The sequence below is a fragment of the Micromonospora sp. NPDC049523 genome (assembly GCF_040676775.1).
Classification (GTDB): domain Bacteria; phylum Actinomycetota; class Actinomycetes; order Mycobacteriales; family Micromonosporaceae; genus Micromonospora_G.
Map to the genome: position 1 here is coordinate 236610 of NZ_JBFAPP010000007.1, position 19862 is coordinate 256471.

Genomic DNA, 19862 nt, shown 5'->3' on the forward strand with positions numbered 1-19862 from the left:
GTCGTCCCGGGACGAACGCCCGGCGGGCACGCTCCCGTCAGGACGGCGGCAGGGCCGGTTCGTACAGCCAGGCGGCGAACAGCCCGTCGAGCGGCCGTGACGTGTGGCGCTGGGCCAACGCGGTGAACGCCTCGGTGGTCACCGTGCCGTGCCGGTGGACCTGCGTCCACTCCCGCAACAGGGTGAAGAACGGCCCATCACCGACGACCTCGCGCAGCGCGTGCAGGGCGAGCGCACCACGCTGGTACACCCGGTCGTCGAAGATGCGCCGCGCCCCCGGGTCGGCCAGCCGCAGGTCCTGGCGCAGCGCGGCGACCATGGCCCGGGACCGGACCGCGTGGGCCCGGGCCGGTTCGCCGCCGGACAGCTCCGACCACAGCCACTCCGCGTACTTGGCGAAACCCTCGTTGAGCCAGATGTGGCGCCAGTCGGCCACGGTCAGGCTGTTGCCGAACCACTGGTGCGCCAGCTCGTGGGCGACGAGCCGCTCGAAGCCACGACGCCCGTCGACGTGGTTGGACCCGAAGATGGACAGCCCGTGCGCCTCGACCGGCACGTCCAGCGCCTCGTCAACCACGACCACCGCGTACTCGCCGAACGGGTACGGGCCGAAGACGCACTCGAACGCCGTCATCATCTCCGGCTGCCGGCCGAGGTCGTACTGCGCCGCCGCGAGCAGCCGGGGCGGCACGGCGGCACGCTGGGGCACCGGACCCGTGGCCAGGTCGATCGGGCGGTAACGTCCGATTTGAACCGTGGCGAGGTAACTGGACATCGGCGCCAGTTGCTCGTACACCCAGGTGGTGGTGCCGGCGCCGACCTCGTGCGAGACGAGGGTGCCGTTGGCGACGACGGCGTACCGCGACTGGGTGGTGATCGCGATCCGGTAGCTGGCCTTGTCGGCCGGGTGGTCGTTGCACGGGAACCAGGACGGCGCCCCCGTGGGCTGGCTCGCGACGAGCGCGCCGTCGTCGAGCCGCTCCCAGCCGAGGTCGCCCCACCGGCTCGGGATGGGTCGGGGCACCCCGGCGTAGCGCACGGTGACCGTGAACGGCGTGCCGGCGGGCAGCGGGGTGGCCGGCCGGACCCGCAGTTTGCCGGCCCGGTGGGTGTAGCTCGCCGCCGCACCGTCGACCAGGACCCGGTCCACCCGGAACATGCCGAGGTCGAGGCTGAACTCGGTCAGCGTCCGATCGGCGGTCGCGGAGATCTTCGCCCGGCCGGAGAGCCGACCGGGACCGGTCTTGTACTCCAGGTCGAGATCGTAGTGCGTGGTCCGGTAGCCGGCGTTGCCGTGCCCGGGAAGGTACGGGTCCGCCGGTGTGTTGCCGGCGGAGCCCGACGGGACCCGCTTCGTGTTCACCCTCGGCGTGCCCTTTCCGACGGCCAGGCGGCGATCGGGTTGCCCAGCCACCGGCCCCCGCCGGGCAGGGTCTCGCCGCGCATGACAAGTGACGCCGGCCCGATGGTGGCGTGCTCCCCCACCGTCACGCCGGGCAGCACGATGCCGTGCGGGCCGAGCGTCGAGCCCTCGTCGAGGGTCACCCGGTCCATGCGCATAATCCGATCATGGAACAGGTGGGTCTGCACGACACAGCCGCGATTTACGGTGGCGCCGTCGCCGATGCGGATCAGGTCGGTCTCCGGCAGCCAGTAGGTCTCGCACCACACACCGCGCCCGATGCGTGCCCCGAGGCCGCGCAGCCACAGGTTCATCAGCGGGGTGCCGCCGACCGCACCGGCGAACCACGGCACGGCGAGGACCTCGACGAACGTGTCGGCGAGTTCGTTGCGCCACACGAAGGAACTCCACAGCGGGCGCTCGCGTACCCGGAACGCGCCGACCAGCAGCCATTTCGCCAGGCCTGCGACGACACAGGCGACGATGCCGGCGGCGAGCAGCAGCGCACCGCCTGCGGCCAGCGCGGCGACGTACCCGTACCCGGCGGCGAGCGCCTCGAACGCGGCGAGGGTGACCACGCCCAGCGCGGCCGTACACATGACCGGTACGACCCGGCACAGTTCGACGGCGGCACGCGCGATCTTCAGCCGTACCGGCGGGTCGAACGTACGACTCTGGTCGCCCTGCTCCGCCGCACGCGGCAGTTTCATCGGCGGCATGCCGAGGTACGAGCTGCCCGCCTTGGCCCGCTTCGGTGTGGCGGACAGCACGCCGACCAGCCCACGCTTCGGTACGGCACGGCCGGGCGCGGTCATGCCCGAGTTACCGAGGAAGGCCCGCTTGCCGACTCGGGCGGCGCCGATGCGCAGCCAACCACCGCCCAGCTCGTACGAGGCGACCAGGGTGTCGTCGGCGAGGAACGCGCCGTCACCGACGGTGGTCATCGCGGGCAGCGCGAGAACCGTCGACGCCTCGACACCCCGCCCGACCCGCATACCCAACGCGCGTAGCCAGACCGGGGTGAACAGGCTCGCGTACAGCGGGAACAGGCCGACCCGGGCCAGGTCCATCAGTCGCTCGGTCGCCCACGCCTGCCACGCGACCCGCCCGTGCACGGGGTGGTGGCCGGCGCGCAGGCCGAAGCTGAGCGCGCGTACGAGGACCAGGATGAGCAGCGCGTACGCGGTCATCGCCGCCACCGTGGCGAGCGGCACTCCGACGAGTGTCCGGACGAGAGCGGTTTGCAGGGTGGTGCTGCCGTGCAGGAACCAGCCGAGTACGAGCAGCCCCGGTACCGCCGCGATCGCGGGCAGGAAGCCGAGCACGAGCGAGCTGAGCCCGTACGCCATGGTCCAGCCGCGCACACGGCCGGGACGCTGCTGCGGCCAGCGGCGCGCGGCCTTGCCGGACCGGCTCGCCGGGACCCCGGCCCAGCGCTGCGCGGCGGGCACCGCCCCGGTCACGCACGACCCGGGGGCGACCTCGGCCCGTTTGCCGACCCGCGCGCCCGGCATCAGCGTGCTGCGGGCACCGACGGTCGCACCTGCGTCGATTCGGATTCGCCCGACGTGGACGACGTCGCCGTCCACCCAGTGCCCGGAGAGGTCGACCTCGGGCTCGACCGCGGCACCCTGCCCGAGTTGGAGCATGCCGGTCACCGGCGGCAGCGAGTGCAGGTCCACCTCGTTGGCGATCCGCGCGCCGAGCGCGCGTGCATAGTAGGTGATCCACACACCAGCGAGGCTGGTCGCGCCGCTCGACGCCGCCAACCGCTCGGCCGCCCACAATCGCAGGTGTACCCGACCGCCGCGCGGGTAGCTACCCGGCCGCAGACCGCGCAGCAGCACCCGGGCGCCGCCGGCCGCGATCGCGATCCGGCCGGGCGGGCTGATCACCAGCAGCCAGCCGAGCAGCACCCACCACCAGGACACGGTGGGCGCCCACGGGTAGGAACCGAACAGGGCGAGCACGTTGTTGATCGCGGCGAGGACGACGACCCAGCGCAGTCCGACAACGCCGAACAACGGCAGCATCAGAGCGGTCTGCACGAGACCGGCACGCCGAGGGGTCGGGCGCACGACACGGGTGGTGGTCTCCTGCACCGCCTCGAACCCGTCGAGCGTGCGCGCCAGTTCGCGCAGCACCGGCTGCTGGTACACGTCGTTGACCGAGGCGCCCGGGTAGCGGCTGCGCAGCAGGGTGAGCAACTGTGCGGCGCTGAGGCTGGAGCCGCCGGAGGCGAAGAAGTTGTCGTCCGGGCCGGAAGGTGCGACGCCGAGGATCTCCTCCCAGCACTCGGCCAGCCAGGCCTCGGTGCCGTCCAGCGGCTCGACGACCTCGGTCGTGTCCAGGCCGGGCAACGGCCACGGCAACGCGGCCCGGTCCACCTTCCCCGACGTGCGGGTGGGCAGTCCGTCGACCACGGCGATCAGCGGAACCAGCGCGGCCGGCAATGCCGTCTGCAGTCGCTGCACCGCCGCCGCCCGGTCGAACCCGTCGGGCGCGCTCGGGACGACGTACCCGACCAGGAGCTGGTTGCCGTGCCTGGCCGTGCGTACCGCGGCCGCCGCGGCGGCGACGCCCGGCAGTGCCTGCAGCGCGGCGTCGACCTCACCCAGCTCGATCCGGCGTCCGCCCAGTTTGATCTGTTCGTCGGCGCGGCCGACGAAGAGCAGCCCTTCGGGTTCGGCGCGGACCAGGTCGCCGCTGCGGTACGCACGCGACCAGTCCAGTGAGGTCAGCGGCGGGAACTTCTCCGCGTCCTTGGCCGCGTCCAGGTAGCGCGCAAGCCCGACGCCGCCGATGACCAACTCGCCGACCTCGCCCATCGGGACCACGTCGCCCCGACCGTCCACGACCGCGAGGTCCCAGCCGTCGAGCGGCAACCCGATGCGCACCGGGCCGTCGCCGGTCAGTCGCGCGGCGCAGGCCACGACCGTGGCCTCGGTCGGGCCGTACGTGTTCCACACCTCGCGGCCGTCGACGGCCAACCGCGCGGCGAGTTCGGGCGGGCAGGCCTCGCCACCGAAGATGAGCAGCCGCACCTCGTCGAGGGCTTCGGCCGGCCACAGGGTGGCGAGCGTCGGGACCGTGGACACGATGGTGATGCGCTGCTCGACCAGCCAGGGTCCGAGATCCATCCCGGTACGGACCAGCGAGCGCGGCGCGGGCACGAGGCAGGCGCCGTACCGCCAGGCCAGCCACATCTCCTCGCAGGACGCGTCGAACGCCACCGACAGCCCGGCGAGCACCCGGTCACCGGGTCCGATCGGTTCGTCGACCAGGAACAGCCTCGCCTCGGCGTCGACGAACGCGGCCGCGGAGCGGTGGGTGACCGCGACGCCCTTGGGCCGGCCGGTGGACCCGGAGGTGAAGATGATCCACGCGTCGTCGTCAGGACCGGGCCGGCCGGGGCTTCCGTGCGGGGCGTGGCGTGCCACCAGCGTCCGGTCGGGTCCGAGTACGGCACAGACGTCCGCCTCGGCGAACACCAGTTCGGCCCGCTCGTCCGGGTCGTCGGCGTCCACCGGCACGTACGCGGCACCGGCGGCCAGTACGCCGAGGATCGAGACGTACAGGTCGACGGTGCCGGACGGCACACGTACACCGACCCGGTCCCCGACACCGATGCCCGCGGTGGCGAGTTGCCGGCGCACCTCGTCGACCTCGGACTCGAGCGCCCGGTAGCTGAGCAGCGTGACGCCGTCGTCGAGGGCCGGCGCGGCCGGGTGCCGGTACGCGGTCCGGGCGAGGATGTCCAGCAGTGTGCGTGCCGGCGGGGCCGCCTGTGCGGGGTACAACGCCGGCGGCCCGCCGGGTGTGTCGGAGGCGGGCGGTACGAAGTCCAGGGCTTCGAGCGGGTCCACCGCGACGCCGTGGTGCGGGTCGACCGGCGGGGCCTCCTCGGGTGCCTCGATCCGATCGGTGCCTGCCAGGTACGCGCGCATACTCCACACCCTCCGACGAACGTGAGCTGCACCGCGTGGGGGGAGGGCCGTTCCAGCCCATCGGCGACCCGGTTCACGGTCAGCGTGGCGATCCGCGCGATGGCCACGCTTGTGGCGTGTCAGGAACTCGGCGCATCGGTTCTTCGGGTGGCACGGGGACGTCGCGGCCACCGGTCGACCAGCTTAACGTGGAACGAACCATTGCCGCCCAAACGAAGCCATTGCGGTGGTTGGCATCACAGAGTTCACGTGTGGGGGCCGGCACACCAGCCGCATCCGGGTAGCCGGCCCGGGACCCCATTCAGGTCCCGGGCCGGCGTACGTGCTTCGGCTAGCCGATCGACTTCCACGGGCCGTTGGTGTCACCCGGTGCCTGGTTGCGGGTGTACCACTTCGCCTCGTACACGTGGCCCTGGTACGTGACCCGGTTCCCGGTGTTGTACACGGTCGTGGGCGTCCAGACCGCCGGTTTGTTGTCCGGCGACGGCGGGGCGATCTCCTCCCACGGGCCGTTCGGGTCACCCGGCACCTGGTTGCGGGTGTACCAGCGGGCACGGAACTTCTTGCCGTCGTGCATCACGGTGTCGCCGTTGTTGAAGATCCGCGATGCCGTCCAGATCGTGGCTCCCTCCTCGGTCATGGCCAGTTCCTGCCACGGGCCGTTCGGGTCACCCGGCTGCTGGTTGCGGGAGTACCAGGAGGCCAGGTAGACCTTGCCCTGGTAGGCGGCCCGGTCGCCGTTGTTGTAGACCGTCGACGCGTTCCACGCCGCCGGCAGGTTCACCGTCACGGTGACGGTGCCCTGGGCCGGGTTGAGGTACTCGCTGCCGGAATACGACGCGGTGAGCGTGTGGCTGCCGCCGACGAGGCCCGCCGGGAGGGTGAACGTCGCGGTGTTGCCGGCCAGTGCTGCCGAGCCGCGCATCGTGGTGCCCTCACGCAGTTCCACCGTGCCCGAGACCGGCGCGGTGCCGGCCGTGACCTTGACCGTCACGGTCGCCGCCGTGCCCCAGGCCGTCGCGGACGAGGTCGCGGTCACCGTCGGGTCCCCCTTGGCGGTACGGAACACCGCCGGCTGGGCCACGGCAACGCCGCCGTCGGCGCTGCGGGCCGAGACGATCCAGGCGTACGACGTGGCTGGCACGAGGCCCGCCCAGGTCACCGTGGCGGTGCCGTTCGCGGCCACCCCGGCGGTCCCGATCAGGCCGGACGGTACGTACACCGCCAGTGAGTCGGTGGTGAACGACGTCTTCCGGGTGGTGAGGTCGACCGGCAGGGTCAGGTTGTCCTCCGCACCGTTGTACCGCGGCTTGGTCTGGCTGCCGTCCTGCCGGATGTCGTACTCGGTCGCCCCGAAGTTGTTCAGGAACGGCGAGTACGTGTCGATGCGCATCTCGGCGCGGTCGACGTCGAACTGCAGCAGGCGCAGGAAACTCGCACCGAACTGCAGCCGGTCGGTGGACTTGTGGTCCGGGGTGCCGTCACCGTTGATGTCGATGTTGCCGGCCGCGTCGACCAGCTTGGGCCAGAGTTCACCGGCGGGCACCGTGTAGAACTGGTAGTCCGCCAGCAGTTCGACCACATCGTGCGCCACGGTCACACCGACGTTGGTCTTCAGGTTGGTGCCGACGCCGTGCTCGTGTCCGGCGAGGACCAGGAAGACGTTCGGGTTGTTTTCGACGACCTGCTTGTACAGCGGCGAGCCGTCCGGCGCGGAGAAGTCCGCCCCCCGGCCGTCGGGGTTGGTCGACGGCTTCAGGTAGTCGTGGGACAGCAGGATCCCGTTGCGGTCCTTGTACCGCTTGAAGATCGAGTCGGCCCACTTGGCCTCCTGCGGCGTCACCCCGTACGACAGGCCAACGGCGACGAAGTCCAGACCGCCGGCGGAGAACAGCGTGTAGTTGTTCTGGTTGTCCTTGCCGGGCGTGACGGTTCCGTCCGGGTTGGTCACCTCGTCCCACGCGTGGTACTCGGTGCCCGCCGGCCAGGACTGCGCCACCCGGTAGTAGCGGTCGGCGCCGAACGTCTTGCTGAACCGGGAGTCGGGGCCCGTCTCGGCGCCCAGCTGGTTGTCGTGGTTACCCGCGATGACCTGGTTCACGACGCCGTTGTCGTCGAGGATCTTCTGGTAGCTCGATGCGAGCGCGAGTTCCTTGTCGACCTCGGCGTTCAGGCCGGGCCGCTGCAGCGAGCCGTCCGGCTTGGTGGCCAGCGGATCGTAGTAGTCGTTCTCGATGACGTCGCCGGTGTGCGCGGCGTACGCGATCTTGCGTTCGGCTGCGTTGTCGGCGATCCACTGCATCTCGTCGCGGTACGTCGCCGCCCAGAGCGCCTGCTCCTCTGCCGTCGCGACGTCCGACGGCTCGGCGTTGCCGTCCCAGTCGTCGTACGTTCCGCCGGCCGCGCCCTCGGTGAGGTACTGGGTGTCGGTGAAGTGGGTGATCGAGAAGTCGTACGAGTCCGGGTCCTCGAAGCGGTCCTTGTCGTTCTGTGCCGACGAGTCGCGCGGCGACAGGTCGTCGGCGAACGGGTCCTCGCCGGTGACCAGTACATGGACGGCGGCGCCGTCCCGGTACTCCGCGCCCAGCGGGGCGGTGAGAATCGTGTTGTGCTCGGCCTGGCCCCGGGAACTGGTCAGCACGACCCACTTCTTGGTCGCCGGGTTCCAGGCGCGCAGCGCCACGACCCGCTGCGGGTCGATGGTGCCTTCCCAGCGCAGCGTCGGTACCTCTTTGGTGGCCCCGAGCGGCACGTCGTAGCGCTGGAACACCACGTCGCGGCCGGACGGGGTGTCGATCGTCCGGCCGTCGAGCGGATGCAGCGAGCCGACGTCGACGAGCTTGTCGTGCTGTACGTCGAGCGTGGTCGGTACGCCGGCCGCCTCGCCCTGGTAGCCGACGGACGGGGTTGCGACGTCCGCCTTGGTGAACGTGGCGGTGAGCGCGACGCCCTCCTGACCCGGGATCTTGGCCGAGAGCGCGGCCGCGGGCGACGCGGAGCCCGTGACGGTCGCGTCGAGTTCGGTCGGCACGTCCGGGATGCTCGCGCTGGTGAAACGCACCTCCCGGGTGGCCGTGTTGCCGAGCGTGTCGGTCGCCGTCACCACGATGATGTGGTTGCCGGCGGGCAGCCCGTGGCCGATCTGGTCACCCTGCTGCACCGCCGTGCCGTCCAGCGTCATGGTGGGCGTGCCGGCGACCCCCGTCGCGTCGGAGATCGTGAGGTTGAGCGCGACCGTGGAGGTCAGCCGCTGTCCCTCGGCCGGCACACTGTTCTCGATCACCGGTGCGGTGTTGTCGATGGTGAACTGGCGGGTCGAGGTCTTGTCGCCGACGACCGCCTTGATCGTGTGCGCGCCGTCCGCGATCGACGTGGTGTCGACGTCCGCCCGCTTGCCCAGCGCCCGAAGCGCGGAGCCGTCCTGCGCCGTCGCGTCGAACAGGATCGTCTTGGCCAGCGCCGGGTTGTAGCTGCTGCCACAGGTGCCGTCACCGATGAACACGGTCACCGGCGAACCCGCCGGGTAGCTCGCCGAGCCGATCGTGACGGTGGTTCCCGCGATCTGTCGGGTCAGCTGGGTCGCCTTCGCGCCGAGCGGGGTGAGCTGGAAGTCGCCCAGGGTGAAGTCGTCGAAGTTGTCGCAGCCGCCCGGCTTGGCGCTGCCGTGGTCGCTGCCGGCGACGAACTCCAGGACGTTGACGCCGGGCACCAGCCACTCGTTCGGGAAGGTGAGGTCGGCGACCTCCTTCTCCCAGACGCCCAGCGCCAGCGGGATGCCGTTGATCAGCACCTTGTTGTCGTAACCGTTGTCGGTGCCGTTGCCGCCGATGAACACCTTCAGCCGGGCGTCGCCGCCGCTGCCGAGGGTGTCGATGGTCCGCGCGGTCGGTGCGCCCGCGATCGTGAAGTGGAACTCGGCGTCCTTGCTGGCGCCGCAGGTCCCGTCGCCCAGCGAGAGCGAGGCGTCCGTCGTCGCCGTCTTCGTCACGGTCCCGCCGCTGGTGGTCACGAGGTACGTGGTACCGGTCGTCACCGTGCCCGCCGTACTCAACCTCAGGCTCGCCGTACCGCGGGTGATTTTGAAGTCGTCGTGGTTCGCGCAGGTCGCGCCGTTGGCGGTGCCGTTGTAGTCGCCGGTCCTGACCTCGATCACGTTGTCACCGGGGTGCAGGAACCGGGTGGGGAAGCCGAGGCTGACGTTCTCGGCACCGCTGACGCCGTAGTCGCCGCCGAGGTCGACCCGGTTGCCGTTGACGAGTACGAAGTTGTGGTACCGCGCCTCGACCGAGTTGCCGGCCTCGACCGTGAGGCCGAGGGTCGCGGTTCCCGCGGCGAGGGTCTCCGGGTTCTGGGCGGCCCGGTCGTCGATGGCCAGCGAGTCGACGCTCTCCTTGCTGCCGTTGGGCAGCGCGGCGATCACCGGTCGGGTACCGCGGACGAGGGCACCGTCGGCGGGGGTCAGCTTCGCCGCGCCGGGCGACGCGTTGTTGACGTCCACGGTGACGCTCGCCGTCGCGCCCGACCTGGTGGTCGCGCTGACGGTGTGCCTGCCGTTGCCGAGGGCAGCGGTGTCCAGGTCGGTAGTCAGACCGGCCGTGCTTCCGGGCTCGCCGGAGACGACGAAGGTCAGGTCCTGCGTCAGCGGGCGGCTGGAGCTGCCGCAGGTGCCGTCGCCGAGGGTGTAGCTGAACAGGTTCTGCTCGCCGTCGGCGACAACGCCGAGCAGGCTGAGGCTGAGGCTGCTCAGCGGGAAGTCGTCGTAGTTGGGGCAGCGGCCGCCTTCGCCGTACGGCAGCACCTCGTAGCCGACGGCGGCCGTGTTGGTCGAGTCGACCCAGTTCCAGCCGGCGTGGACGGTGACGGTGTTCACCCCGGAATGCAGCCACTCGCCGGGAAAGTCAAGGCCGCTGGCGCGTCCGCCGGGGATGTCGGGGAAGTAGACACGTTCCGCCTCGGCGGTGTGGTCGTTGACGGTGATGTAGTTGTGGTAGCGGGCCTCGGTGCCGTTGCCGCCCATGTCAAAGGCGAAGTGCGCGATGCCGGCGGTCTGCTCGGCGTCGATCCGGGTGCCGTCGACCGCGATGCTCGCCACCGAGTCGTTCTCGGTGGTGGGTTGGGCGGTGACGGTGACCTTGCCTTCGAGCGTCTGCCCGTTGTTCAGGTTGAGCGTCGGCGCGCTCCCGACGACCGGCGGTGGGGTTTCCCCTGCTCCGGCCGACGACGGGCCGAATGCCGTGGCGGACCCGGCAACGAGTACGACGGCCATCACGGGCCGGAGCACGCGCATGCGTCTCCTACCCACGCCCAATTGGAGCGTCATGGCGAGGTTTCTCCTTTGACTGACTGCGGTGAGGTCGCTGACGGGCCGATCGGCGCAGGCCGCCGACCTTCCACCGGACGCGCACCACCTCGGGCTGGTCCCGGTCGAACGCGACGGCGCTCGCAGGGCCGCGGCGCGATCGGCGTCCGAGGATGGGCAAGTACGTCTCCCCAGGCTCGTAAGGTGCTGCGGCGCGCCGAAGACGCGAGCGGGCGAGACTCTGCCGCGCTTGCGAGAACCCAGGGGCTTGGCCCAGTGATCAGAAGGGGGTGTCGACGTGAACAGTTCGTTGATCAAGTACCCGGCCGGCGTCGGCACGACGAGCCGACGTAGCGGTGGTCAGGGGCATGAGGATCGGACTGGCGAAGCCTCCCGACGACGGTGACCGCGCGCCGGGCGTCGCCCCGCCGATGCCGGCGAGCAGCGAGTCCACCTGGGACCGCGCGCGGCGCTCGGCATGGGTCAGCCGCAGCAGCCACCGCCGGTGGTCCCGGTATCCGGGTCGCTCTGGGTGCCGATGGCGACCAACGGAAGCGGTACGGCGAGCAGCCCACCGGCCATGCCGGTGGCGAGCCCCCGCCCGTCGGCCCGGACGGCCGGCGCGGGCCCGCAGCAACCGCCCTGCGACCCGGCTTCGCCTTCGCCCTCGCCGAGGGCCAGGTCGCTGGAGCAGACTCCGGTCTCGGGCAGCTCCAGTTGCACGTCCCGGGCGGCCTCCCAGTCCCCGGCGAGCGCGGCTACGACAGAGCGCACCTGCTCGTAGCCGGTGGCCATGAGGAACGTGGGCGCGCGGCCGTAGCTCTTCATGCCGACGGTGTAGAAACCCGGCTCGGGGTGCGCGAGGTGGTCCGCACCGTGCGGCGGGACGGTGCCGCAGGAGTGCTGGTTCGGATCGATCAGCGGAGCGAGCGCACGAGGGGATTCCATGATCGGATCGAGGTCCAGGCGCAGTTCGGTGCTGATGGTGTGGTCGGGGCGGAACCCGGTGGCCGAGACGATCCGGTCCACGGTCACCGAACGCCGACCGCCGTTGACGTCGAGGCTGACGACCTCCACTGCTCCCCCACCGACCGCCGCGCGAACGGTGTGTACGGAGAATCCGGTGAGCAACGTGATCCGCCCCGCTTCGACGTGGGCGTGCAGCCGGGTGCCGAGGGCGCCCCGAGCGGGTAACGCGTCGTTGTCACCGCCACCGTAGGCCCGGGAGGCGGTGGCCGCACGAATCGCCCAGTACACCGTGGCGCCGGGCTCCTGTGTGGCCAGGTCGGCGAGGGAGAGCAGCGTGTTCGCGGCCGAGTGTCCGGCGCCGACGACGAGGACCCGGGAACCGGCGAACCGGGTGCGGTCCGCACCGAGTACGTCCGGCAGCGCCTGCTCGACCGCGTACCCGATGTCGCCCTCGCCGTACGCCGGCAGTCCGCTGGCGCCGAGGGCATTGGGCCTGGTCCAGGTGCCGGAGGCGTCGATCACCGCGCGGGCGAGGACCTCGTCGCCGTTGGCGAGCCGGATCACGAACGGGGCGTCCTGCCGACCTCGGGAGCGGACCCGGTCGACACCGAGCCGGCCGATCGCGACAACCCGCGCGTGGTAGCGCAGCTGCGGGGCGATTGCCGACAGCTTCGCCAGCGGTTGCAGGTAGTCGGTGACCAGATCCGCACCGGTCGGCAGCAGGTGGGGTTCGGGTGCGGCCCAGCCGGTGGGATCGAGCAGCCGCCGGGCGGCAGTGTCGATGTTGTACCTCCAGGGGCTGAACACCCTGACGTGCCCCCACTGGCTGATCGAGCTGCCTGGCTGCGTACCGGCCTCCAGGACCACGAAGTCGAGCCTGCGCTCGGCGAGGTGCGCCGCCGCGGCCAGACCAACCGGACCGGCGCCGATCACCGCGACCGGCAGGGTCGTTGAACTGATGGTCATCTCGACTCCCTCGTCAGCTGGAGAAACGCGCAGTCTGTTATCTAGACAGATCTCAAATCAGGTACTCGTAGCTTGCACCTTGTTTTGATACCTGTCAACCTAGAGGGATGTCGAAGCAACAGGGAACCAACAACCTCACCGACCTCAACGGCGGCGAGCCCTGCTGCGTACCGATGACCGAACAACGAATCCCGGCCGAGACCGCCGCGACGCTCGCCCCGGCCTTCAAGGCCCTCGGCGACCCGGTGCGTCTTCAGCTCATGTCGATGATCGCCTCCGCCCCCGACGGGGAAATCTGCGTCTGCGACCTCACCCCGGCATTCGACCTCAGCGGGCCCACGATCTCCCACCACCTCAAGACCCTGCGAGACACCGGCCTCGTCACCTCCGAGCGCCGCGGGACCTGGGTCTACTACCGGCCCCGACCCGAAGCCCTGCGCCAGCTCGCGTCGCTGCTCGCGGTCGAGCCGGCAACTGCGGTGTAGTCGCCGCCACCCTCGAACCCGGCGCTCCCCACAGCCGAGCCCACGTCGAACACCGAACGAGGCACCCGACACATGACCGCCCCGCCAACACCGGCACCCACGACCGCCCGGCTCTCGACCCTGGACCGGCTACTGCCGCTCTGGATCGGCGCCGCCATGGTCGTCGGGTTGCTCCTCGGCCGGCTGTTCCCTGGACTCGACGACGTCCTCGGGCACGTCAAGGTCGGCGGGATCTCCGTACCCATCGCCCTCGGTCTGCTGGTCATGATGTATCCGGTGCTGGCCAAGGTGCGCTACGACCGACTCGACACCGTCACCTCCGACCGACGACTGCTGATCTCCTCGCTGGGCATCAACTGGCTGGTCGGCCCCGCGGTGATGTTCGCCCTGGCCTGGCTGCTCCTGCCCGACCAACCCGCGTACCGCACCGGCCTGATCATCGTCGGCCTCGCCCGCTGCATCGCCATGGTGATCATCTGGAACGACCTCGCCTGCGGCGACCGGGAAGCCGCCGCCGTCCTGGTCGCCCTCAACTCCGTCTTCCAGGTCCTCGCGTTCGGCATCCTGGGCTGGTTCTACCTCACCGTCCTACCCGGCTGGCTCAGCCTGGACCAAACCGGGCTGTCCGTCTCGGGTTGGAACGTGGCCGGCAGCGTCCTGGTCTTCCTCGGCATCCCCCTCGCGGCCGGCTACCTCACCCGCAAACTCGGCGAACACGCCAAGGGCCGTGACTGGTACGAGGAAACGCTCCTCCCCCGCCTCGGCCCGGTCGCGCTGTACGGACTGCTGTTCACCATCGTGCTGCTCTTCGCGCTGCAGGGCGAGGCGATCACCGCCCAGCCGTGGGACGTCGCCCGGATCGCCCTACCCCTGCTCGCGTACTTCGCGATCATGTGGGCCGGGTCCTTCGCCCTCGGCCGTGCGATCGGCCTGAACTACGAGCGCACCACCACGCTCGCCTTCACCGCCGCCGGCAACAACTTCGAACTCGCCATCGCCGTGGCGATCGGCGTCTTCGGCGTCACCAGCGGCCAAGCCCTCGCCGGGGTCGTCGGACCACTCATCGAGGTACCCGTCCTGGTCGCCCTCGTCCACGTCAGCCTCGCCGCTCGCCGACGCTTCTTCCCACCCGCACGCTCGGGCGTACCCGACACCGTCGACCTCACCACGAAACCGCACCCCCGGGAGACAGCGATGACCGAAAAGCCCGTTGTCCTGTTCGTATGCGTACACAATGCCGGCCGGTCCCAGATGGCCGCCGGCTGGCTACGTCACCTCGCTGGCGACAGCGTCGAGGTCCGCTCCGCCGGATCGGCACCCGCCGACCGGATCAACCCGGTCGCAGTCCGGGCCATGCTCGAGGTCGGCATCGACATCACCGCCAACACCCCTCGCCGGCTGGAGTACGACCTGGCCGGGTCGGCCGACGCGATCATCACCATGGGCTGCGGGGACGCCTGCCCCGTGTTCCCCGGCAAGCGCTACGAGGACTGGCAGCTCACCGACCCCGCGGGCCAGGGCATCGACACCGTCCGCGAGGTCCGCGACGAGATCCGTCAGCGCGTCGAGACCCTCCTCGCGGAACTGCTCCCCGACCATGGCGTCTGGCGGCCAGACCGAGGTTTCCGTGGAGGATCGGGCCGGCAACAGGCGGTAACCGGCGGTTGATCTTCAACGTGCCGGGGTTCGTTGTTCGTGCTCAGCGCAGCCTGTGTTCACCGGATCTTCAGCACGTCCTTTGATGCTCGGCGGTTGACACGGCCATCGCAGTATCGAGGAGAGGTTCCGCCTTGAACGGCAAGGATATCGAAGACACCGAACGTACGCAGCTGTCGCGGCGTCGACTGGTCAAGTACGCCGGCGTCGGCGCGACGCTGGCCGCCGCGAGCCCCCTGATCGGAAGCGGCCCGGCGTCCGCCGACAACGACGCCGATGGCAAGAACGACAAGCAGGGCGGCGGAGAATCCGGTGGCCGGGCTTGGCGGGCCGGTGACCACCACATCCACTCGGAGTACAGCGGCTCGTTCGACACGTCGGTCAACCCGCCGAAGTTCACCAAGGGTGGCGACGCGGTCTACCCGATCGTCACCAACGCGATCATGGCGAAGAACTTCGGCCTGACCTGGGCGATGTGCACCGACCACGGTGGACCGACGCACTCGAAGGTCAACCTGGAGCAGGCGTACCCCGACCTGCTGCTCTCCCGCAAACTGGTGCCCGAGGTGCTGCAGTTCTGGGGCATGGAGTTCGACGCGCCGGCCCTGGACCACCACACCCTGATGATCCCGCGTCACGACGACGAGGCGAAGCTGCTGTTCGAGCTGGAGAGCCGGTTCGCCAAGCTCGACCCGTTCCCCGCCGACCCGAGCCGGGACACCGAGCCGAAGATGGTCGAGTTCCTCAAGTACGCCCGCGGGCTGGAGCAGCGCCCGCTGGTCATCGCGCACCACGCGTCCCGGTCGGCGACCGGCCTCGGCGTCTACGGACAGGACACCCCCCGGGAGTTCCGCAACGGCAACAACGCCGCGCCGGAAATCTACGTCGGCTTCGAGGGTGCCCCCGGCCACCAGGCCGGCCCGCTCAACGGCGGCGCCCGGGGCAGCTACGGCAGCTACCCGACCCACGGCGGCTTCGACCAGATGACCGCCCGTCTCGGCGGCCTCTGGGACTCGCTGCTCGGCGAGGGTCGACGCTGGTGGATCACCGCCACCTCCGACTCGCACGTGCACTGGACCCGCGGCGGCTCGGACTTCTGGCCGGGCGAGTACAGCAAGACCTACGTCCACGCCCGGCAGGGCTACGCCGACATCATGGACGGCCTGCGCAACGGCCGGATCTTCGTCACCACCGGTGACCTGATCACCAGCCTCGACCTCACCGCGTCCGGCCAGGGCCGCAACGCCACCTCGGGTGAGACCGTCACGCTGAACCGCCGCAACCGGACCGACGTCGAGATCGAGATCAAGTTCCGGCCGCTGGAGGGCAAGAACGCCCACGGCGACCGCCCGCAGGTCCGCCGCGTCGACCTGATCGTCGGTCAGGTCACCGGCCCGAACGCCAACCTCGACGCCGACACCAACCCGACCACCAGGGTCGCGGCCCGGTTCGGCCCCCGCGACTGGCGCCAGCAGGGTCGCGACTACGTCATCCGGTACACGCTGCGCGGGGTCGAGAGCGACATGTACGCCCGCGTCCGCGGCACCAGCACCGACGAGGCCGAGCCCCTCGCGGACGGCAAGGAGAACCCCTGGGACGACCTGTGGTTCTACTCGAACCCGGTGTTCGTGCAGGTCCGATAGTTTCTGAGCCGCACAGCCCTTCCCCTGTTCCCTCCCGCCGTACGGTTCCAGCGGGAGGGAACAGGGGGCGCGGTCAGTGCGGGTACGGCTGCCAGCCGTACAGGCGGGCGCCGAGGTCGGCGGGGACCGTCCAGTGGGCGTACGGCAGCACCGCGCTGCTGCCGGTGTGGATCAGACACAGCAGTGGGGCGTCGCCGGTATGGTCGAGCGCGAGCTTCGGCTTGCGGGCCGCGCCGACCCCGCCGAGGCCGAACAGGACGACCGGGTCCCGTACCGGCAGCCCCTGTGCCTGCCGGTTGTCACGCCAACCTCGGTACGCCGCGTCCAGCCGCCAGGGCGCGAGGTCGGCGAGACCGCGGTACAGGTTCGCCACCCAGGTCGGGGTGAGTTCGGCGTCGGAAAGTCGGTACGGCACCCCGGTCAGCAACGCGTCGAGCTCCGGATCCGTCTGCACCCCGGCACCGGTCAGCGCCTCGGGCAACGCGCCACGGCGGACGGCCGCGACCGCCGTCGCGGCCTGCTCGGGCTGATCGACCTGCCAGCGAAGCATTGCTGGGGTGTCCGTCTGGCGACGGTCCCAGAGCCAGCGGGCGGTGTCCCAGCGGTGCCGCTGGTTGGCCGGGATCAGCTCTTCGGTGCCGATGACCACCTCGTCGCCCTCGGCCCGAGCGGTAAGCCACCGGCCGCGCAGGTGCGGCCGCTGCTCGCTGTAGCCGGCCAGTGCGACCACCGCGGATCGCTGGTAGGCGCCGGTGTTCCCGCGGGGGAAGTGCCAGCACAACGCGGTCCGGTCGATCGCGTCGAGGTCGGCGGCGGCCTCGTCGGACACGAGGCCGATCCGTACCCGGGGTGATGCCGCCGCGGCCTGGCGGTGGTCGAACTGGCGGCGTTCCCGGCGCTGCCGCGCTTCGGCCCGCTCGACCGGCGGGCTGACCGAGTGTGCCGCCTTCTTGCCGGCCCACCGCAGCACCTCCGCTCGGACCTCGTCCGGGTCGCCGAGGAGGCGGAACGCCAGCAGCTCGTGCTCGTCGAACCCGTCGTCCTCGGTGACCTGCAGCTCGTAGACCAGGTCGCCGGGCGAATCCAGGTCGTAGGCGGTGTGCGGGTCACGGCCGAACTCGTTGCCGCCGAGCGAGTCGCCCGGCTGCTGGCGGTAGCCACGGACCACCGTGACCAGGACGGCCCAGGAGTTGTCCGCGTCCGTGCACCGCAATGTCCGGACCGGCGTATCGCGCCACCTCGAGGGAAGATCCTCGAAGCTGGTGGTCAGGCCGGGATGTGCGCACTGCCGTGCGACCGGGGTGAGCAGTTCCGTTCGCCACGTCTCATGACGGTCCTTCACGCTGGGCATGAGCGACATTGTGTCGACAGCCACCGACAACCCTCGCGCCGCGCCGGTCAACCGACGGCGGCGAAGACCAGGGCCGTACCGACCGCCAGGTCGACCACGCCGCAGAACTCCGACCACGGTCGGTTGACCACCTTGTCCACGACGAAGTGGTAGGCGTCCCAGGCGCCGTGGGCCAGGAAGCCGACACCGGCCAGCACGATGCCCAGCCGTGGTTGCGCCGCCGCGCACAGCAGGGTGATCGCGCCGAAGCCGGCCATGCCGGCCGTCTGCAAGGTGAACGTCCCGGCGTCGGTGAACCGGCGCCGCAGCACCCCCCACAGCCACAGCGGCAGCAGTACGACCGTCATCCCGACCGCCGGATCGACGTCCAGCACCCGCAGGCTCCGCAGCACGTGCAGCACCGACACCACGGCGCTCAACCCGACGAAGGCCGGCCACGCCGTCCACGGCCGGCCGTCCGCGTACGCCACCAGGTAGATGCCCGCCATGGTGGCGATGGCGGGGCCGAAGAACTCCACCTCGCGGTCCAGCAGCGTGATCACCGTGACGGCGCCCGCGATCACCACGAGCGCCAACGCGGTGGGCCACCGATCGGCCGCCCTCGCCCGTTGCGGTAACGCCGTATCCGTCATGGTGGCGATCCTGGCCGGTGAACCGGCGCTCGCCGTCACCGCGCGACCGACGGTGTCCGGATCCCTGCGCGGTTTCGCCGAAATCCTGCGAGGTTCGCGCCACGGCTGCGGGCCAGGAACGACGGGCCGCTAAGACACCGCAGCAACCGCCGATCCGTGCACACGCCGGTACCGCGACGGTGGCACGGCGTACCGGTCGAGGAACGCCTGCCGCAGGGTCTCGGTCGAGCCCAGCCCGCACCGCCGGGCCACCGCGGTCAGTGGCAGCCCGGTCGACACCAGAAGCTGCGCCGCGGCTTCCGTACGCACCCGGCGCACGTACTGCGCCGGTGTCTGCCCCAGGTGTGTCAGGAACAACCGGGACAGGTGTCGCTCGCTGACCCCGGCGAACCGGGCCAGCGCCCCCGTGCTGAGGTCGTCGTCGAGATGGCTCACGGTGTGGTCGCTGACCCGACGGACCAGCAGATCCCCGGTGGTACGCCGAGCCACGAACATGCTCATCTGGGACTGCCCGCCCGGGCGCTGCAGGTACGCCACCGTGCCCAGCGCGACCCCGCGTGCCAGGGCCGGGCCGTGGTCCTCCTCGATGAAGGCCAGGGTCAGGTCGAGCGCGCTCGTGACACCGCCGGAGGTGGCGAGGTTGCCGTCCCGGATGTAGATCGGTTCGGGGTCGACGAGCACGTCGGGGTAGCGGTCGGCGAGCCGCTCGGCGTACATCCAGTGGGTGGTGGCGCGGCGGCCGGCGAGCAGACCCGCCTCGGCGAGCACGGTGGACCCGGTGCAGACCGACGCGACCCGGCGCGCCAGCGCGGCCAGGCGTCGTACGTGACCGACCAGGCGCTGGCTCGCGGCGGCCTCTTCGTGACCGAGGCCACCGGAGACCAGCAGGGTGTCCACCGGGTCGTTGAACCGCTCCAGGGACGTCTCCGCCGCCACCCGCAGACCGGAGTCGCAGGTGATGTCGCGGCCACCGGGCGAGGCGAGAACCACCCGGTACGGCGGGTCGGCGCCGATGCGGTTGGCGATGTCGAGGCTGGAGGTGACGCAGGCTATGTCGATCAGCTCCGCCCCGTCGTAGCCCACGACCAGGATCGTCCGCTTCTGCATGACTCCACGCTAAGCGGGTCCGTCCGAACCGGACCACCCAGATCGGGTACGCCGAACCGCGCCCGTCCCGGCCGTGACGTGGGGCGGCCGGTGGGCGGAGGCGTGCCCTGCCGACGTTGCCGTGTCCCGTTGCGACGTTGGACGGATCATGTCTGCCGATCTTCCGTCAGGTGTCCGGTGCTGCCGATCGAGGCCGGCGGATACCGTCGATCGACCTTGGATCGATGTCGGGGAATCGCAGCGGAGATCGGGCCATGAGCCGAAGCGGCCGTGGTCAGTGCGGTGCTCGCCCCGGCGAGCCGGACCCCGGCACCTTTCCCGGGCCTGAACACCCATGATCCGCGCGTGACGCGGTCGAGTGCCGGACGCGTACCGGCACCTGAGAGGTGAGGTGAAGCTTGTGAG

General features: G+C 70.8%; 10 protein-coding genes and 1 pseudogene. 4 read left to right on the forward strand and 7 right to left on the reverse strand.

Annotated features, from left to right (window positions below):
- Positions 1-37: 37 nt before the first annotated feature.
- The 4 genes from AB0J90_RS13420 to AB0J90_RS13435 all read right to left on the reverse strand — a co-directional run bounded on the left by AB0J90_RS13420 (position 38) and on the right by AB0J90_RS13435 (position 12583).
- Positions 38-1363, reverse strand: a complete 1326-nt coding sequence (locus AB0J90_RS13420; protein ID WP_363595458.1) for a M1 family metallopeptidase — start codon at positions 1361-1363, stop codon at positions 38-40.
- Entirely contained in the window at positions 1360-5349 is a 3990-nt protein-coding gene (locus tag AB0J90_RS13425; protein WP_363595460.1) for a Pls/PosA family non-ribosomal peptide synthetase, read from the reverse strand. Before AB0J90_RS13425 ends, AB0J90_RS13420 begins: the two co-directional genes overlap by 4 nt.
- Positions 5350-5680: 331 nt before the next feature.
- The gene (locus AB0J90_RS13430) at positions 5681-10636 is read right to left on the reverse strand and encodes a carbohydrate-binding protein (protein WP_363595462.1); all 4956 of its coding nucleotides are present in this window, start codon (positions 10634-10636) and stop codon (positions 5681-5683) included.
- A gap of 495 nt (positions 10637-11131) precedes the next feature.
- On the reverse strand, positions 11132-12583 hold the full coding sequence (locus tag AB0J90_RS13435) for an FAD-dependent oxidoreductase (protein WP_363595464.1): 1452 nt from the start codon (positions 12581-12583) through the stop codon (positions 11132-11134).
- 107 nt (positions 12584-12690) lie between these two features.
- Between AB0J90_RS13435 and AB0J90_RS13440 the strand changes: the two genes are divergently transcribed.
- The 4 genes and pseudogenes from AB0J90_RS13440 (at position 12691) to AB0J90_RS13455 (ending at position 16367) form a co-directional block, all read left to right on the forward strand.
- Positions 12691-13068 (forward strand): metalloregulator ArsR/SmtB family transcription factor, encoded by a 378-nt coding sequence (locus AB0J90_RS13440; protein WP_363595466.1) that lies wholly within the window; start codon positions 12691-12693, stop codon positions 13066-13068.
- Between the two features lie 72 nt (positions 13069-13140).
- Positions 13141-14196: pseudogene (arsB, locus tag AB0J90_RS13445) on the forward strand (ACR3 family arsenite efflux transporter); the annotation flags it as partial.
- A gap of 66 nt (positions 14197-14262) precedes the next feature.
- Entirely contained in the window at positions 14263-14736 is a 474-nt protein-coding gene (locus AB0J90_RS13450; protein WP_363595683.1) for an arsenate reductase ArsC, read from the forward strand.
- 122 nt (positions 14737-14858) lie between these two features.
- A complete protein-coding gene (locus AB0J90_RS13455) occupies positions 14859-16367 on the forward strand; it encodes a phosphoesterase (protein WP_363595468.1) in 1509 nt (502 codons plus the stop codon).
- 73 nt (positions 16368-16440) lie between these two features.
- Here AB0J90_RS13455 and AB0J90_RS13460 read toward each other — a convergent pair whose 3' ends face one another.
- The 3 genes from AB0J90_RS13460 to AB0J90_RS13470 all read right to left on the reverse strand — a co-directional run bounded on the left by AB0J90_RS13460 (position 16441) and on the right by AB0J90_RS13470 (position 19457).
- Positions 16441-17718 (reverse strand): hypothetical protein, encoded by a 1278-nt coding sequence (locus AB0J90_RS13460; RefSeq protein WP_363595470.1) that lies wholly within the window; start codon positions 17716-17718, stop codon positions 16441-16443.
- Positions 17719-17765: 47 nt separating this feature from the next.
- Positions 17766-18350, reverse strand: coding sequence for a hypothetical protein (locus AB0J90_RS13465; protein WP_363595472.1), 585 nt, complete (start codon positions 18348-18350; stop codon positions 17766-17768).
- 129 nt (positions 18351-18479) lie between these two features.
- Positions 18480-19457, reverse strand: a complete 978-nt coding sequence (locus AB0J90_RS13470) for a GlxA family transcriptional regulator (RefSeq protein ID WP_363595474.1) — start codon at positions 19455-19457, stop codon at positions 18480-18482.
- Positions 19458-19862 lie beyond the last annotated feature (405 nt).

Bases quoted from the DNA above. Each gene is read 5' to 3' on its own strand.
- AB0J90_RS13465 (WP_363595472.1), bottom strand. From the start codon at position 18,350: ATGACGGATACGGCGTTACCGCAACGGGCGAGGGCGGCCGATCGGTGG.
- AB0J90_RS13435 (WP_363595464.1), bottom strand. From the start codon at position 12,583: ATGACCATCAGTTCAACGACCCTGCCGGTCGCGGTGATCGGCGCCGGT.
- AB0J90_RS13460 (WP_363595470.1), bottom strand. From the start codon at position 17,718: ATGCCCAGCGTGAAGGACCGTCATGAGACGTGGCGAACGGAACTGCTC.
- AB0J90_RS13430 (WP_363595462.1), bottom strand. From the start codon at position 10,636: ATGCGCGTGCTCCGGCCCGTGATGGCCGTCGTACTCGTTGCCGGGTCC.
- AB0J90_RS13425 (WP_363595460.1), bottom strand. From the start codon at position 5,349: ATGCGCGCGTACCTGGCAGGCACCGATCGGATCGAGGCACCCGAGGAG.
- AB0J90_RS13450 (WP_363595683.1), top strand. From the start codon at position 14,263: ATGACCGAAAAGCCCGTTGTCCTGTTCGTATGCGTACACAATGCCGGC.
- AB0J90_RS13440 (WP_363595466.1), top strand. From the start codon at position 12,691: ATGTCGAAGCAACAGGGAACCAACAACCTCACCGACCTCAACGGCGGC.
- AB0J90_RS13470 (WP_363595474.1), bottom strand. From the start codon at position 19,457: ATGCAGAAGCGGACGATCCTGGTCGTGGGCTACGACGGGGCGGAGCTG.